The following is a 16,868-nucleotide window of genomic DNA, read 5'->3' on the forward strand; positions in this document are numbered from 1 at the left end:
ACCTTAATTATTATTCTTGAAATTGATTAAGTAATGATCTATTTAGGTAGCAATTATAAATAAATACATGATTATTTAGTAAGAAAATAAATATTAACTTCAAATATATACTTTAGATATTTATTAACTATATTTTTTTACTAAAGCTTTTAAATAATTTAAATTCCTTTTAATTAATCTTCTTGTGTTGAATTAAAAAACAGAGTTATTTTAATTAACTCTGTTTTTGTTTATAAAGATTAAATTTTAAGCACTTATTAAGAAGCTGTTAAATTAACAGTAAATGAAAGTTCTTTAGATGTATTTGTTCCATCTTCTCAATAATAATTGTTGTTTGGAGTAGCAATTAAAGAAATAGTAAAACTTCTACTAGAACCATTAGAAACATCTTTAATAGATATACCTTCAAAAGTACAATTAAAAACTCCTAATGCTGCTGAAATTTTATCTGGATTTAAAGTATAAGTTCCAGGGTTTGAATCAATATTTCTTGTTGCAAAACCTAAAGATACTAATGCTTCATTAACATTATTTTTATTTGCATCACTTAATGGAGTTACCCCAGTTGTTGGTTTAATAAAATCAACAGAATCATTAATTCCAATATTATAAGTAAAGTTAACTGGAACACTTTGTAAAGTAACATTATCTCCAAAACTAGCAATTTTTAAATTACTAATAATTAAATTAATATCTGATGTTGGGATTCCAACATCAACTGTAAATGTACCTTGAGTATAAGGAGAATTTACTAATATATTTACATGGATAAGATCCCCACCTGTGAAACCTAGTTGATTAAGAATCGTAAAACTTGCATCTCTAAATAATAGATTAGAGTCAAGTAAAAATTTACCTAGACCTATAGAATTTAATTTAGTTTTTAAATCATTCAAAGATGTAATGTTTATTTTTTGTGAAGATGAAGAATAAATTCCTTTAAATCTTGTTGTTTTACTTCAAACTTCATAAGGTTCTCCTGTTCAAACTGAAGTTTCTGGAAAATTACCTTCAACTCTTATATTTAGATTTTCTACAGTTTTTAAATCATTACCATTAGAAAAGTATTTGCTTAAATTTGATTTAATATCATCAGCAATTACATCATTTGTTCTTACTCTATTGTTGCCTGTTCCTGTATTAGCAGCAAAAATTTTACTAAATGGTCCAGTTATATTAAGAGTAGAGTTTACTGTTGGAGTTATTTCTCCAACATTTACTCATACTTCAAAAGTAATAGTTCTGACAGTATTTTGTCCATCATCTCAAACAAAATCTCCATTAGCAATTGGAGTTGCTTGAAGAGATATTTGATATAACCCAGATTTACCATTAGTTGTAGTTCCGCTTGGAGCAATAGAAGCATTAGAGAACTCTACATTATAAATTCCCAATTGCTCTTGGATAGCTTTTTGGGTTAAAACAATTTGGTTTCTTGTTGTAACTTCAGCAAGTCCTAATTTAACCAAAATCTTATTTGCATTAGTAACTTCACTTGCACTAGCAACTGGTGTAGAAGCAGGATTCATGAAATAACTTTTTGGTGCTAAAGAAACATTATAGTTAAAGCTTGCTACTGCACTAGTAAGTGGTTTAACATTATTTCCACTTACTGAAATAGACATATTAGAAATATTCAAATTTATACTTGATGTTGGAATTTGCAAGTCAAAATATTTTGTATTTGATCCAAGAATTGCAATCACATTAACATGAAGTAAATTATCATTTGTTACTGCAGGTTTATTCTGAATTGAATATATTGCATTTTGGTTTAATTTAGAACTGTCAAATTCTCTAATAATTTCTTTAATTTTTGCATCATTATCTAATTGTGTTTTCAAATCATTTAAAGAAGAAATGTTTAACTGACCAAATTTAGAACTATATAAAATCACATTCCCTTTTGTTAATCCTTTTCAACCATTATCCCCTTCATAATCAACCCCACTCCAACTAGAACTATTTGTAAAGTCTCCTTCAACTGCTATTTTTAAATTATTTACTTTTTGTAAATCTTGTGAGTTTTCAAATACTTGATCTAAGTTATTATGAATTTCTTGAGCAACTAAAGTATTTGTTACAGTTGCTTTTTGAGAGTCATAAATTTTATCAATTGTCCCTGATAAACTAATAGATGATTTTAGCTTTGGTGTAATAAATTGAGAATTATCACTTTCACTATTTTGATTATTAATGCTTGATGAATTTCTAAATAACACATACCTTGAAATCAAAACAACTGGAATAGCTGCTGAAGCTGCAAAGATTCCTGTTAATCCTCATGTTTTTATTTTTTTTCTTGATGAATTCATATTTTAAGTTACCTTTTATACCTTTCTTATTTTTTCCCCTTTGTTAAATCTAATAATGTGGTAATAAAAAATAAAATTAAGAAATTCTTAATTATTGAAATTTGTTATCAGATTTAGTTTTCTTATTATTTCATTTAGAACAATCAAATACAAGTTGCATTCAAAGACAAACAAAATAATTAAACAATATCCTTTAAGTAAGGAATTAAGTTATAAAGTATTGGCTAGATAATGAAAAATTAAAAAAAATTTAATAAACTTAAATGTTAGGGGCAACTTATTAGCATTTAAAAAATACATTAATAGATTAATTACTAAACAAAAAAAGCAAAGTTATTTTTAAATAACTTTGCTTTTAAAAACTTATCTTATTTTTTAATTAATAAGATTATGAGCCAAATGCATAATTAACTAAGAATCAAAGACCATTTACTTCTTTTCTAATGTTATGAGTAAAGTATCCATATTCTTTTTCTATGAAATCTTTACCAAAGTAAGGAGTTGTATTTTGTGCTGAATCTAAAGTTCCCATTTTTTTAGCATAAGCATAAATTAATAGTTGTTCTTTTAAAGAAGCAAGATTTAAATAATCACTGATAAATGTACTATATAACTGGTTATCATTGTTTGTATCTTGTCCAGCAACATCACTATTAAGCGATAAAAGAGTCACATATGAAGTTTTATAACTACTTAAAAATTGATCTTTTGAAACAAACATATAACCAATATTTTGTGTTTTGTATTCTTGTGCTACTTTATTTCAAAATGAACTATAACTTTGTTCTTGATTTGTATTACTACTTTCACTATTTTCTTTTGTAGTTCCACTAGCATTTTCTATTGTTAATGCTTCAGTTCTAAATCAGTAGTTTTAGTTGAAATAGTCATAGCTGTAGTAGAGAATTCAGTTAATTTAGTAATATATTGAGAATTGTCATTATCATTTGAAAGGTCTCAACCTTGTAAAGTTTGAAGTTCAGTTCTTGCTGATTCAAATCTTGATTGTTGAGTAGTGTTTTGACTAGCACTCATTGTTCTATCATTTGTTCCATTTGAAACCATTACACTTGCATCAACATCAGCAGATTCACTTGAATATTGATCTGAAGTACCACTGTCAGCTGAAGTTGAACAACTAGTTAATAATACCGGAACTGAAACTGCAACAGATAAAGTGGCAGTTCCTAATAATAATTTTTTTGAAATTTTCATTTTCTATTTCGCCTTTCTTAATTAACTTATTTTTTAAGTTACATTATATAGTAATAAATTAATAATTGTTTTTTTAATGACTAACTTAATATCTTGTTAACAAAGATAAGTTACTTAAATAATTCATAAAAGAAGTAGAAACAATTCAACTTATATCAACACTTCTTTTTTTAACTTAATATTATTAATATAGGAGAAACTAAATAAAATTACTAACAAATTTATAAAAATAATTGTTTAATGCCTAAACTATTCCCAAAATCACCTGACAAACATTATCTTCAGACTGAATTTAAATTCATGTGATTTTTTATATATTAAATATTTTATTAGTTATTTATATGACTAACTCAGCAGGAGTTAATGACCCTAAAACAACTTGAATTCTTTCAAAATTGTATATGTTAATTACATTTGTAATTTCTTGACAATTTTTTTCATAGCTAAGATTGCTTGTAAGAATATTATTTCAGTATTCCTGTTTAAATATTGATCAAAATTATTCTATAAGTCTATTATGTAAAGATTTCCCAACTTCTGACATTCATTGTTACAAATTATTTTTAATTAACATGGATTTAAATTTATTACTTGTGTATTGAATTCCATGACCACTGTGAACCATTTCATAATCACTCAAATCATTTTTTTAAAAGTTTCCATCACAAAATTTAAAATTTCCTTTTGAGATAGAATGATCAATAACCAGGTTGCTCCTTAAGTCTATAGCATCACTTAAATAAATAAAATAATTATTTACTTTTAAACAAGTTACATCACTGCACAAAACTTTGTTATCTTGGTTAATTTCAAAATTTTGATTTAACAAATTTGAAGTATTATCTTTTGTATTTTTATAATCAATTCTCCTAGAATTTTTTAAGCTAATTTTTAATTTTATCTCAAGTTCAACCATGTATTTACGTACAGTTCTATGACTAATACTTATTTTATATTTATCATTAATTGTTATTTTTATTTTTGAAATACCATAATTTTGATTTGAGTTAAATCAAATATTAAAAATTATTTTTTTATTTTTTTTCTTATCTTCTCTGACACTTTTCTCTTTTTCTATTTTTCTATTTTATTTTTTGAATATCTTTTTTGTATTGCTTCATAAAAATAAGATTTAGACACCCCTATTAATGAACAAATAAGTTTTATAAAAAAGAGTTTCCACTAGCTTTTCTCTTTTTTTCCTTTTATTTTTAATTTCATTAATAAGATATTCTTTATCTATTTCAATTTTTTTAACTTTAGAAATAATGTCAATTATGTCTATTAAATACTCTTTTATTGCTTTTTCATCTTATAGTGTTTTTTAAGTAATTCTTCTCTTAGTTCTTTCTTTAGTTTTCTTACTATTCTTATTTTGTTTTTGCTTACCTTGTATATTAACTAAACTTTTTTAACTATATAAGTTAGATATGTGGAATGTTTATTAGAACCATCATAAGTTAGTTTTTTATTACAAATTTTATAATTTATTAGTTCATTGTAAATATTTTTTTCTCCAACAATTATTATTAAGACTAATTTAAGTTTAATAATTAATGTTCCTATTTTGTTTTTCATAAAAAATTCCTCCATTGCATCTTGCAATAGGGGGATTGTTTAAATAATACTAATGTATTTTTTAAATTCATCTTATACAAAATTTGCTACAGTACCAAAATTAATTTTTATGTAAGTAATGTTATTTTTTCCATTTTATTTGCTTACAAAGTTAAAACATGTTGACTCTACTTTTTTAACTGCTAGGCACAAAAAAATTCTCTCTTTTTTTATAAAAGGAGAGAATTTTTATTGTCTTTAAAAATTTAAATTAAGCAGTAAATGTATAATCAACTAAGAATCAAAGACCGTTTACTTCTTTTCTAATATTATGAGTAAAGTATCCATATTCTTTTTCTATAAAATCTTTACCAAAGTAAGGGATTGTATTTTGTACTGAATCTAATGTACCTGTTTTTTTAGCATAAGCATAAATTAATAGTTCTTCTTTTAAAGAAGCTAAATTTAAGTAATCACTAATAAATGTACTATACAATTGATTGTCATTATTTGTATCTTGTGTAGTAGTACCAGTAGCACTACCTGTAGATAAAAACTCAACATATGAAGTTTTATATGTGCTTAAAAATTGTTCTTTAGAAACAAATAAATATCCTATATTTTGAGTTTTATATTCAGTAGCCACTTTATTTCAAAAAGCATTGTAAGCAGTGTCATGATTTGTATTATTTCCAGTATTTTCTTCAGTAGTAGAATTTTCAGTAGTGCTTCCACTACTACTTTCTATTCCTAAAGCTTCAGTTCTATATTGAGTTGCTTTTCCAGAAATAGTTGTAACTGTAGTAGTAAATCCAGTTAATTTAGTAACATATTCAGTTGAGTGTTCTGAATTGCTACCAGAAAGATCTCAACCTTGTAAAGTTTGAAGTTCAGTTCTCGCTGATTGAAATCTTTCTTGTTGAGTAGAATTTTGAGCATCACTCATTGTTCTATCATTTGTTCCATTTGAAACCATTACACTTGCATCAACATCAGCAGATTCACTAGAATATTGTTCTGAAGAACCACTGTCAGTTGAAGTTGAACAGCTAGCCAATAAAACAGGAACTGAAACAGCAGCAGATAAAGTAGCTGTTCCTAATAATAATTTTTTTCAAATTTTCATGTTTTTACCTCTATATTTAATTATTAAAATTTGTCTTTTTTAAGTCACACTTACATATAAAAAGATTAATGATTATTTTTAAATGCAAAAACACATTCCTCTATGTGTGTTATCGGTAAAGTTAAATCCCCACCTTTCGGCAAAGTTAATTCCCCACCCCCCGTGAGGACTTAACTAAAGAAATGGGGATTTTTATAATTTCTCTAATAGGGGGAATTATGAAAAAAATTAACAAAATAAGAATGATAGATAAAATTAAAGAATTGTTAAAAAATCAACAAGTAGTAAACATTAAGGCTTTATCTAGAGATTTACAAATAGACAGAAAAACTGTTAGGAAGTATTTAAGAATTTTAAGTAATAACCCAGAATTAAAATCTTGTGACTTCAAAAGAAAATATAAAAAACCATCTAAGAATTTTTTATCACAAATTGAACATATTATAGAAGAGAGAATTGAATCTTATAAAGAAAAAACCAATGGAACTAAACCATCAATATTTTCAATTTATGAACATCTCTTGGATTACTTACCTTCAAAGCTTGAAATATCTAAAACTGAATTTAAAAATAAAATTTCCTATTCTACTTTTAAATCATTTTTAAAAGAAAATTATGATTATTCTTCAAGAGCTATTACTCCTCCAAAAAAAATAATAAAGGAAACCTATCCTGGAAAAATTTTGGAAATAGACTGGGCTGAAAATATTGTCATTCATACAAAGGAAGATGGAAAGTTAAAAATTAATATTTTGGTTACAAAGTTCTCGTATTCTAGATATATGAAGTTATTTGTTTCTTATGAAAAGAGTTCTCAAACTGTATTGAAGTTTTTAGTCTCTGCATTGGCAGAATTCCAAGGCAGCCCTCTTTATTTAGTTTGCGACAACATGAAATCTATTATTTCTAAAAACCAAAACTATTTAAACAAAAAGCCAATTTTAGAAAAACATTGAAATGATTTTGAAAGAGATTTTGGTATAGAGATTATTCCATGTGATCCAGCTTCACCAGAACAAAAAGCTAAGGTTGAAAGTGCTGTAAGAATTGCAAAAAAAATAAAAGCTTGAACTGGAGTAATTGAAAACAAAAATCACTTAATAGAAATTGTTAAAAACATAGAATCTAAATACAACAACAGTGAGAATGGTGTGGGGTTTAAACCAATTCAATCTTTTTTAAAACAAGAATTGCATACACTTCAACCTTTACCTAACAAAAAAATTATTGAAGGTTATTTAAATTCAAAAGAAACAAGAATGGTAAAAAATGACTATAAAATAGCATTTTTAAGCAATTTTTACTACTTACCACCTTTATATCTAAATGAATATGTGCAAATATATCAAGATGATTCTAATGTCTACATAGAACATAATGGAACAATAATTGCAACATATGAAAACAGTTTAAAAGTAGCTAAGCATTCTTTTACTACAACAGAAATTCATTCAGAAATTTTAAAGTATGAATTTTTAAAAAGGGGTGACAATATTTCAGAAGAAGTCATTAGGAAAATGGCAAAAGAAACTGTTGAGTCATTAGACTTGCAGTATAGACTAAAAGTTTTTAATCAGAAAAATCAGGAGACCTAAAATGAAAGAAATTGAAAATTTGTTAAATGAAGTTAAATGAACAACAAATGAAAAGGTATTTAATCTTTTAATGGATCAAAGATATTCTAGTCCTTTAATTGTTGAATTTTTAAAATCAATTTTAAGAGAGGAGGTAAACTTCAAAACTAAAAGAAGAAAATATTTAAAAGTTAAAACAGGAGGATTTGGAATAATAAAAACTATAGAAGAATTTGATTTCACTTTTCAACCACAAATAAATCAAAATCAAATTAATTATTTTTTAAATTTTGATTTTATAAAAAATAAACAAAATATAATTTTTCAAGGTACTTCAGGGGTTGGAAAAACTCATCTTGCCACAGCTATTGGGATTGCTGCTGCAGAGTCAAAATATAGTGTTTATTTTATTGACTGCAATAGGTTGTTAAATAATTTACAAGAAGCAAAATTTAAAAACCAACTTGCTCAAAGAATTAAACACTATTCTAAGTACAAGTTACTGATAATTGATGAATTGGGATTTCTTCCCATGGATCAAGAAAAAGCAAATATATTTTTTCAATTGGTTAATAGTAGATATTTAAAAAGCTCAACAATTATTACAACAAATAAACTATTTTCAGAATGGGGAAAACTATTCCAAGATGAAGTTATAGCAAGTGCAATATTGGATAGATTATTACATAAATCCCATGTTGTTAGCATTGCTGGAAAATCTTATAGAAACTATGAGTCTTTAAAATTAAAAGAAGAAATTGAATGAAAGGATAATGTTAAATAAAACCCTTTTAAATAAAAAAAGTTAAGTCCCACATTTATACTAAGGGGTGGGGAATTAACTTTACCGAAAGGGTGGGGAATTAACTTTACCAAAAACAATGTGAAAAAATGTTCACACTGAAACAATCAAAACAAAGTAGAAATAAATTAAGTTATCTCTACAATAAAATGAAAACTAAACAATAAACAAAATATTTAAAATTTTCTTTTTTATATTTTTTATAAATTTAATGAAAATTTTGCTTAGATATAAATTAAGATTATTATTGTTAAGTTACAAAATATAGAAAAGGTAGAGATAACTTAATTTAACTCTACCTTTTTTTATTTGCAAAAGACATCGATATAAATGTTTTTTAAATTCACCTTATACAAAATTTGCTACATTACAAATAATTAAGTTTTATGCAGGTGATTTTATTTATCTATTTTATTTACTTACAAAGTTAAAACATTTTTACTATTATCTCTTAAGCTATTAGGTACAGAAAAAATTCTCTCTATTTTTATATAAAAGAGAGAATTTTTATTACATTTAATAATTTAAATTATGCACCAAATGCATAATCAACTAAGAATCAAAGACCATTTACTTCTTTTCTAATGTTATGAGTAAAGTATCTATATTCTTTTTCTATGAAATCTTTGCCAAAATAAGGAGTTGTGTTTGTGCTGAATCTAAAGTTCCCATCTTTTTAGCATAAGCATAAATTAATAGTTGTTCTTTTAAAGAAGCAAGATTTAAATAATCACTGATAAATGTACTATATAACTGATTATCATTATTTGTATCTTGACCAGCAACATCACTATTAAGTGATAAAAGAGTCACATATGAAGTTTTATAAGTGCTTAAAAATTGTTCTTTAGAAACAAACATATAACCAATATTTTGTGTTTTATATTCTTGAGCTACTTTGTTTCAAAAAGTATTATAATTTTGTTCTTGGTTTGTAGTATTATTTTCTTCTGTAGTTTCACTAGTACTTTCTATTGTTAATGCTTCATTTCTAAAATCAGTGGCTTTAGTTGAAATAGTCATAGCTGTACTAGTCAATTCAGTTAATTTATCAATATATTTAGTATTGTCATCAGCATTTGAAAGATCTCAACCTTGTAAAGTTTGAAGTTCAGTTCTTGCTAATTGAAATCTTCCTTGTTGAGTAGTGTTTTGACTAGAACTCATTGTTCTATCATTTGTTCCACTTGAAACCATTACACTTGCTTCAACATCAGCAGATTCACTAGAATATTGATCTGAAGAACCACTGTCAGCTGAAGTTGAACAGCTAGCTAATAAAACTGGAACTGAAACTGCAGCAGATAAAGTTGCAGTTCCTAATAATAATCTTTTTCAAATTTTCATTTTCTATTTCGCCTTTCTTAGTTATTTTTTAAGTTACATTATATAGTAATAAATTAATAATTGTTTTTTTAATTACTTACTTAATATCTTGTTAACTAAGATAAGATGCTTAAATAATTCATAAAAGAAGTAGAAATAATTTAACTTATATCTACACTTATATTTTTTAACTTAATATTATTAATATCAGGAGAAAGCCAAATAAAATTACAAACAAATTTGTAAAAATTATAAAAATAATTGTTTAATGCTTTGATAATTATTTAATGCTTTAATTAAAATAAATTTCTATTCCCGTTTGCATTACAGCCTTAATTTACTCTGTCTTTTTGTTTTCATAAAAAAATCTTCCACTGCATATACAATGGAAGATTAAACAATAATTGTTTATATTTAACTTACTTATTCAACAAGATCAAAATCATTTTTGTTTCATTTAATAATAGTTTTTTTATTTTCTGGATTTTCACTATTATCTTTAACAAAATTTATAAGATATCAGTCTAAGCTATAAAAAGGAATAAAACCTTTTTTAACTCAGTTAACTGCTTTTTGGTCTCATCTAATAATTAGATGTTCACTAATGCTTGTATCATCTACAAACTGATTATGTTCTATCTTATACAAGTTTTCTTTATTTAGTCTAAACTCTAATTTTTTTATTCTATTTAATGAATTGAAAAAATCAAAGTTTTTGTCTAATAAACCATTAAAGGAAAAGTAAACATTATCATTTGTTAAGTTTTTAGCTTTAACTAAATCTTCAAGAGTTTTAAAAGGAGCATAACCATAACTTCTTCCTCTAAAGTATGAAGAGATAGATGGTGCTAATCAAAACAAATTATTGATATAATTAATTTTTATTTTCTTACTGCTCATTATTACTTTTTATTTTGTCCATAATATGCATTAGGACCATGTTTTCTATAATAATGTTTTAATTGTAGCTCTTTTTTAGCTTCTGTAGCTTTATTATCAACTTGCATTGTATAAATTGCCATTTTAGCAACTTCTTCTAAAGTAAGTGCTAAATTAGATGCATCAATTGCATTTTTTAAACTTCAACAGAATGGACCATGTTCTTTAACTAAACAAGCGGGTGTTGCTGCATAATCTAAATTATTTAATTTAAATTTTTCAATAATCACTTTACCAGTGTTTTTTTCATATTCAGAATTAATTTCTTCTTTAGTTAAATCTCTTGCACATGGTACTGGACCAAAGAAGTTATCAGCATGAGTTGTTCCAAAGCAAGGAATATCTTTTCCAGCTTGTGCAAATGCTACAGCATGAGGACTGTGGGTATGAACAATTGCTTGTATTTTATCAAATGTTTTATACAAAATAGAATGTGTTGGCATATCAGTTGATGGGTTCAAAGTTCCAGAAATAACATTGTCATTTAAATCCATTACTACCATATCATCTGGTTTCATAGTTTTATAACTTACACCACTTGGTTTAATAACATAATAAGATCTATCTTTACTAATAGCACTAACATTACCTCAAGTATGGATTACTAATCCATATTCAGAAAGTAACATATTAGCTTGATACACAATTTCTTTAAGTTCTTTTAATTCTTGTAAATTAATATCTTTTAAAGTCATCTAGTGCCTCTTTATATTTTTGTTCAAAGAAATCATGTGCATCTCTTATTTCTTTTATATTGTCTTCAAATGTTTGGTTAGGTTCATTTTTGTTTCACATTTCTATCATGTAAGGACCACAATAGTTAATCTTAAAGATAGCTTTAAATGCTTTTACAAAATCTACAGTTCCTTTTCCAAATGGAATACATTTGAAAGTATCATGAGTTGTATCTTTAAAGTGAAATGCAACAATTTTATTTTTTGCCAACTCAATTTCACTTGCAAAGTTTTCTTTTGCAAATTGAGTTAAGTTTCCAATATCTGGATAGATTGATAACATTGGTGAATCTAAAGTGTTTACTACATTTAAGATTCTTGTTAAATCACCCATAAAGAAAGTATCCATTGATTCAAATGCAATTTGAATACTATAGTGTTGTGCTAAATCACATACTATTTTCATACTTTCAATAAAATTACTTTTAGTAATTTCATCATTTGGATTGTAGTATTCATCATATCCTGCTAATTGGATAATTCTGATTCCTAGTTTTTTTGCAAATATAAAAGCTTTATGAATTAGTTCCAATCCATGCTTTCTAACCTTTACATCTTTACTACCTAATGGGAATCTTCTATTAGCAGATAAACACATTGAATTAATATACATTCTATTTCTAATTGCTGTTTCTAGTAGTTTGTATATTTCAAGATCATTTCAATCTAATCTATTGATTCTTTCATCTTGCTCATCAATACTGATTTCTATAAAATCAAAACCTGCAGCTTTTGCAATTTTAAATTTTTGATCTCAATCAAATTTAGTATTGATAGCTTTTTCATAGATTCCAATTTTATATTTTTTAAGATCAGTATTTACTAATTTCATCTTGAAGTTCCTTAGCTGCAAGCTCTGGGTTTGCTGCATCTCTAATACTTCTACCAGCTATAAAAATATAAATTGGAATTCCTTTAAATAGTTTGATATCTTCTTTTTCAATACCACCAGTTACAGTTACTTTAAATCCCATTTCAGCTAATTTTCTAACTGTGTTGATATTCTTTTCATCTCATTTAGCTCCATCTTTTTGAGCATCACGACTACGATGTCATACAACTTGTTTTAATCCAACACTTTGTCATTCTTTTACTTGTTCTCAAGTAAAATGAGTAGTCATTTCTACTTGAACATCTTTATTAGGATAATTTTTTGAAGTTTCTATAGTTTGTTTTAATGTTGAAGTTTCAGCAGCACAAATAACTGTTGTAAAATCTGCTCCATTTTCAAAAAACATTTTTCCAAAGACACTTCCAGCATCTGCAATTTCTCCATCGGCAACTATGATCTTATCTGGGAATTCTTCCTTAATTTTCTTAATAGCATTTTTTCCTTCAGATGCTAATAAAATAGTTCCCACTTCTAATACATCTAAGTATTTAGCAGCTTTTTTAGCATCGGTAATAGCACTATCTGAAGATAGATTATCTAATGCTATTTGTAACATTGGTTTACTCATTTTTATATATTTTCTCCTTATAAATATTTTTTTAAATCAACAGATTTAATAACATTAATAACTTCTTCTTTTGATTTAGCTTTTCTAATTTTTTCAATATTTTCTTCATTTTCAAAAATTGAAACAATTTGAGGAAGAGCAACTCCTACATGGATATCAGAAGATGCACTAGCTAATCCTATTAGAATATCAATTGGTCTATTATCACCTTCAAAATAAATTTCTTTTTCTAATGTGATTAAACTAAACCCATTATCAAAAACACCTACTTCATTTTGAGCATGTGGCATTGCTACATGATCTGCAATGATAAAATAAGGACCATAGTTTTTTAAACTTTCTAGAATTGATAAATAGTAATTTTCATCAATTACTTTTTTTATCAATTAGTGGTTGCATTGATAACTTAATTGCCTCTTTATAATCAGAAGCACTTAAACCAACTTTAATGGAATCATTTTTTATTAGATTTTCTAATAAATCTACTTTATTACTCATTAATAACCTTTGATAAAGCAGCTTCTATTTCTTTTTCATCCATTAAATTTCTAACACCAACTATTTTGGCTTTTCTTGAACCATCAAAATTATCTACTAAGTGTGTAGAACAAATAATGATATCAGCAGAATTAACTAATCCTTTAGCTTGTCCCATTGATAGAGCTTCTACACTTGCTTCTAAATTTAATGATTTACAGATTTTTTCCACTTTTAGTTTGATAATCATAGATGTTCCCATCCCGTTACCACAAGCAGCTACAATTTTAAGCATTTCAATCTCCTTGAATTTTTATATTTTTTGTTTGTTATTTAAACCATAACTGGTTCAGCATTTTTGTTTTTAAAATTAAATAATTTGTTAATTGGTAAAACTTTCTTTAATGGAGGTACTTTACTACTTAATCCACTATCTACATATTGAACTGCAAGAAGCATAATTACTACTTCTAATGGAAGAATAATGTATGCAGCAATTGGATGCATTGCAGCAAAGATTAATGGGAAACCAAAGAATAAGTTTCAGTCGACCATTCCATTGTATCCAGTACTAATTGGAGAAATGTATGAACCATCAGATAGTTTTCCAGCTACTGCACCATTAGCACCTGCTACTTGTGCTAATTCTTGAACAGAACCTAATGCAAATGCAACTACTATAATTTCAATGAAACTAAAGATTGCAGGAACAATAATTGATGCTTTTCAACCACCATTAACATTTGCATTAACCCCAACAGCTCCAGAGTTAAAGAATAAAGTAATGAATAAAGGAATACAACAACAGTTGGTAAACCAGCTGCAGTTAGCCCAATAACAATTCCAACACCAATGTATTGTGCAATAGTACCAGAAATAAATCCATAAGTTACTGCATTTGGACTAAAACCATAAACTGCAGCAATATCAACAGCTACCACTGAACCTGGAATAATTTTTTCAGAGATACCTTGGAAAGATTGTTGTAACTCAGTAACAAACATTCTTACCCCTGTAATAATTGCAAGAATTGCAGCAACTAAGAATAATGCACCCATGAAGATTTTAACTACTCAGAATGAACCAATAGTTCCATTTGGTCATCAAGTGTTGCTACCTACAATATCACTAAATTTACTTCCAGTTGGTGCTGCTACTTCTAATACCACAGCTAAAACTAAGAATAATAAGATAATTAAAACACTTTGAACAAAAATATTATCTTCAAATATTCTGAATTTTTTGCTTAGTTTTCTATTTTCTGCACTTACTACTTCTTGACCTTTTTTAGTAAATTTAAAGAATCTTCCTAAATGGAAAGCAGCAGTAATTCCCATCATTTGTTGGTGACCAATTGCAAAATTAGCATTTTCAGTAATTTTGTTAGTTGCTTTAATAGTCATAGTTGTACCAACAGATCAGTATGACCCTAAGAAGATTCCAGCAAATAATACAGTTCCAACTTCAACACTTGGTTCTACTATACTTCCACCACTTAATGCAGTGTTAGCAAAGAATAATAAGTAAACAAAAGGAACTACAACTGCACTTTGTTGGAACATAATGTGACCAGTTGTCATCACTGCATGACAGTTTGTTCAACGTCTTAAAGAAACCAAAAGAATGTTGAAAGCAAAACCAACAAGAAGTGCATAACTAACTCATGAAGTATAGTTATTTCCAGTTGCAAAACTAGTTAAGAAGTTAAGACCACTATTTCATCCTTGATAAGGGTCTAAAGGTACCACAGTTGCTCCACCTCAACTTCTAAAACCATTAAATAATGGCGAAGCAATTCCACTTAAAGCTGTACTACCAACATTTAGTAATAGTACACCAATTGCTGTTTTTAATGCACCTATTAGTGAATCTACAAATCCACGTTTAAGCACAATATATCCAATAAAACTTAGTACAGCTAATAATATAGCTGGAACTCCTAAGAAGTTATCAATTCATACAGCATTTAAATATCAAGTAAATGCATTCCCTGCATCTCTAAAATTACCAGCAACTGCTGCAATTACTTTTGTCCCATTTTTATATTCCGGTGCTCCAACAGCTGCAACAATTACATATCCTAAAACAATTACTAAAACCACTAAACTTCATGCAAGGATAGATTTTCAGTGATCTTTGAATTTTCATTTTTTCTTTTTTTCTGAAAGTTCTTCTGACGTGGTACTAATGTCAGGAGTTTCAGAATTTTTTAAGTCTAAATTTTGACTCATTTTTTAACCTTTCCAAATAATTAAATTTTTTTAATTATTTAACATTTAATTTTCTTTTAATTTCTAAAGCACTTTCTTTTACTAAGTGAGGATTGAAAGTTCTAGGTTCATCAAAAGTTAAAATTTCTCTAGGGTTATTAATTAACATGTCTGCTAGATGTTCACTTTTCACACCAACTTTTTTTAGTAATGGAATGAAACGTTCAAACAAGTAAGGGAAACCAAAAGTTAATTTTCCTTTTTCAATACCATAATTTTCTTGATATAAAATTCTTCCAGCATCTAATGCTAATGTAATATTTTTAGAGTAACCTCTATCAACTAATCATTTAAGGTTTTCAGCTAGAGTTGAATCTGGATAATATTTAACTCTATCTGGACCATCAAAACAGATTGTTACTCCAAGTTCAGAAATAATCTTTTCATAGTAGTATTTATCTGGATTTTGTTTAAATGTGATAATTGAATTTTTCTTGGGTTAGCACCAAAATCAATCATATATTTTGCAGCTTCATATGCCATTGTTCCAAGTTGAGTATGTACTAAAATTGGACAACCAGTTTCTATTGAAGTTCTAGCAGCAATTTCTAATGCTTTAAATTCTAGTTTATCAATAGCAGCATATCCTGTTCCTGCTTTAATCATTCCAGCTTTTGCTGGACCTCTTTTTACATATGGACCATTATAGTTGTACAGATCCATTCCTTCATTAACTTCAGCTACTGTTAATTTCACAATTTCATCAATTGGAACTTCAGCTAATCAAGAGCTGTATTTATCATAGAATGCAGCTTTGTGAAATCCTGTACACATTATTAAGTTAACTTTACCTCTTAAAGCTTCTGCTATTTGTAAAGTTTTAACTACATCTCTACCGATGTTAGGTGGATCCATGATACACATAGAACGTCCTCCTAATCGGTGATATGATTCTAATTCTTTAATTGCTGCGTCAACGCTTAGCATGATGAAATCAGGGTGTTCATGAGATTCAGGGCCACCATTTTTAATTAAGTGGTCATGACAATCTGTGATCCCTAATTGACTAGGATCAATATCTCCTAGTATCGTTCTTACAAATTTTGACATTATTAAAAAATTCTCCTTTTAAA

Annotated in this window: 16 protein-coding genes and 1 pseudogene; 2 read left to right on the forward strand and 15 right to left on the reverse strand. The window is 26.8% G+C overall.

Annotated elements, in window-relative coordinates; translation table 4 throughout:
* Positions 1 to 257 precede the first annotated feature (257 nt).
* The 5 genes from MYPE_RS03670 to MYPE_RS03690 form a co-directional block, all read right to left on the reverse strand.
* Positions 258 to 2,315 carry a P35 family lipoprotein gene (locus tag MYPE_RS03670; RefSeq protein ID WP_011077530.1) on the reverse strand — a complete coding sequence of 686 codons (2,058 nt, stop codon included), beginning with the start codon at positions 2,313 to 2,315 and terminating at the stop codon, positions 258 to 260.
* A gap of 388 nt (positions 2,316 to 2,703) precedes the next feature.
* Positions 2,704 to 3,036, reverse strand: coding sequence for a hypothetical protein (locus MYPE_RS05810; RefSeq protein WP_011077531.1), 333 nt, complete (start codon positions 3,034 to 3,036; stop codon positions 2,704 to 2,706).
* A 125-nt stretch (positions 3,037 to 3,161) separates the two neighbouring features.
* Positions 3,162 to 3,530 carry a hypothetical protein gene (locus MYPE_RS05815; protein WP_011077532.1) on the reverse strand — a complete coding sequence of 123 codons (369 nt, stop codon included), beginning with the start codon at positions 3,528 to 3,530 and terminating at the stop codon, positions 3,162 to 3,164.
* Positions 3,531 to 4,931: 1,401 nt separating this feature from the next.
* Positions 4,932 to 5,108, reverse strand: a complete 177-nt coding sequence (locus tag MYPE_RS05710; protein ID WP_011077534.1) for a hypothetical protein — start codon at positions 5,106 to 5,108, stop codon at positions 4,932 to 4,934.
* Between the two features lie 250 nt (positions 5,109 to 5,358).
* A complete protein-coding gene (locus MYPE_RS03690; RefSeq protein WP_011077535.1) occupies positions 5,359 to 6,213 on the reverse strand; it encodes a hypothetical protein in 855 nt (284 codons plus the stop codon).
* 218 nt (positions 6,214 to 6,431) lie between these two features.
* Here MYPE_RS03690 and MYPE_RS03695 point away from each other — a divergent pair, with 218 nt between their 5' ends.
* Both MYPE_RS03695 and istB read left to right on the forward strand, forming a co-directional pair.
* Positions 6,432 to 7,808, forward strand: coding sequence for a DDE-type integrase/transposase/recombinase (locus MYPE_RS03695; RefSeq protein WP_044891282.1), 1,377 nt, complete (start codon positions 6,432 to 6,434; stop codon positions 7,806 to 7,808).
* A 1-nt stretch (position 7,809) separates the two neighbouring features.
* Positions 7,810 to 8,571 carry an IS21-like element helper ATPase IstB gene (istB, locus tag MYPE_RS03700; protein ID WP_011077044.1) on the forward strand — a complete coding sequence of 254 codons (762 nt, stop codon included), beginning with the start codon at positions 7,810 to 7,812 and terminating at the stop codon, positions 8,569 to 8,571.
* Positions 8,572 to 9,204: 633 nt separating this feature from the next.
* Here the strand turns inward: istB and MYPE_RS03705 are convergent.
* The 10 genes and pseudogenes from MYPE_RS03705 to MYPE_RS03745 form a co-directional block, all read right to left on the reverse strand.
* Positions 9,205 to 9,936, reverse strand: a complete 732-nt coding sequence (locus tag MYPE_RS03705) for a hypothetical protein (protein WP_011077537.1) — start codon at positions 9,934 to 9,936, stop codon at positions 9,205 to 9,207.
* 402 nt (positions 9,937 to 10,338) lie between these two features.
* Positions 10,339 to 10,815, reverse strand: a complete 477-nt coding sequence (locus MYPE_RS03710; protein WP_011077538.1) for an MPN499 family protein — start codon at positions 10,813 to 10,815, stop codon at positions 10,339 to 10,341.
* 2 nt (positions 10,816 to 10,817) lie between these two features.
* Entirely contained in the window at positions 10,818 to 11,549 is a 732-nt protein-coding gene (locus MYPE_RS03715) for an L-ribulose-5-phosphate 4-epimerase (RefSeq protein WP_011077539.1), read from the reverse strand.
* The gene (locus MYPE_RS03720; protein WP_011077540.1) at positions 11,530 to 12,420 is read right to left on the reverse strand and encodes an L-ribulose-5-phosphate 3-epimerase; all 891 of its coding nucleotides are present in this window, start codon (positions 12,418 to 12,420) and stop codon (positions 11,530 to 11,532) included. The genes MYPE_RS03715 and MYPE_RS03720 overlap by 20 nt, the downstream gene beginning before the upstream one ends.
* Entirely contained in the window at positions 12,395 to 13,048 is a 654-nt protein-coding gene (locus MYPE_RS03725; protein ID WP_011077541.1) for a 3-keto-L-gulonate-6-phosphate decarboxylase UlaD, read from the reverse strand. The genes MYPE_RS03720 and MYPE_RS03725 overlap by 26 nt, the downstream gene beginning before the upstream one ends.
* A gap of 17 nt (positions 13,049 to 13,065) precedes the next feature.
* The gene (locus MYPE_RS03730) at positions 13,066 to 13,434 is read right to left on the reverse strand and encodes a PTS sugar transporter subunit IIA (RefSeq protein ID WP_011077542.1); all 369 of its coding nucleotides are present in this window, start codon (positions 13,432 to 13,434) and stop codon (positions 13,066 to 13,068) included.
* Between the two features lie 104 nt (positions 13,435 to 13,538).
* The gene (locus MYPE_RS03735; protein WP_011077543.1) at positions 13,539 to 13,820 is read right to left on the reverse strand and encodes a PTS sugar transporter subunit IIB; all 282 of its coding nucleotides are present in this window, start codon (positions 13,818 to 13,820) and stop codon (positions 13,539 to 13,541) included.
* A gap of 38 nt (positions 13,821 to 13,858) precedes the next feature.
* The gene (locus MYPE_RS05590; protein WP_011077544.1) at positions 13,859 to 14,080 is read right to left on the reverse strand and encodes a hypothetical protein; all 222 of its coding nucleotides are present in this window, start codon (positions 14,078 to 14,080) and stop codon (positions 13,859 to 13,861) included.
* Positions 14,081 to 14,202: 122 nt separating this feature from the next.
* Positions 14,203 to 15,756, reverse strand: a complete 1,554-nt coding sequence (locus MYPE_RS03740) for a PTS ascorbate transporter subunit IIC (protein ID WP_011077545.1) — start codon at positions 15,754 to 15,756, stop codon at positions 14,203 to 14,205.
* Between the two features lie 34 nt (positions 15,757 to 15,790).
* Positions 15,791 to 16,845, reverse strand: a pseudogene (locus MYPE_RS03745) (phospho-furanose lactonase).
* Positions 16,846 to 16,868: the final 23 nt, after the last annotated feature.

Source organism: Malacoplasma penetrans HF-2 (assembly GCF_000011225.1).
GTDB lineage: Bacteria > Bacillota_I > Bacilli_A > Mycoplasmatales > Mycoplasmoidaceae > Malacoplasma > Malacoplasma penetrans.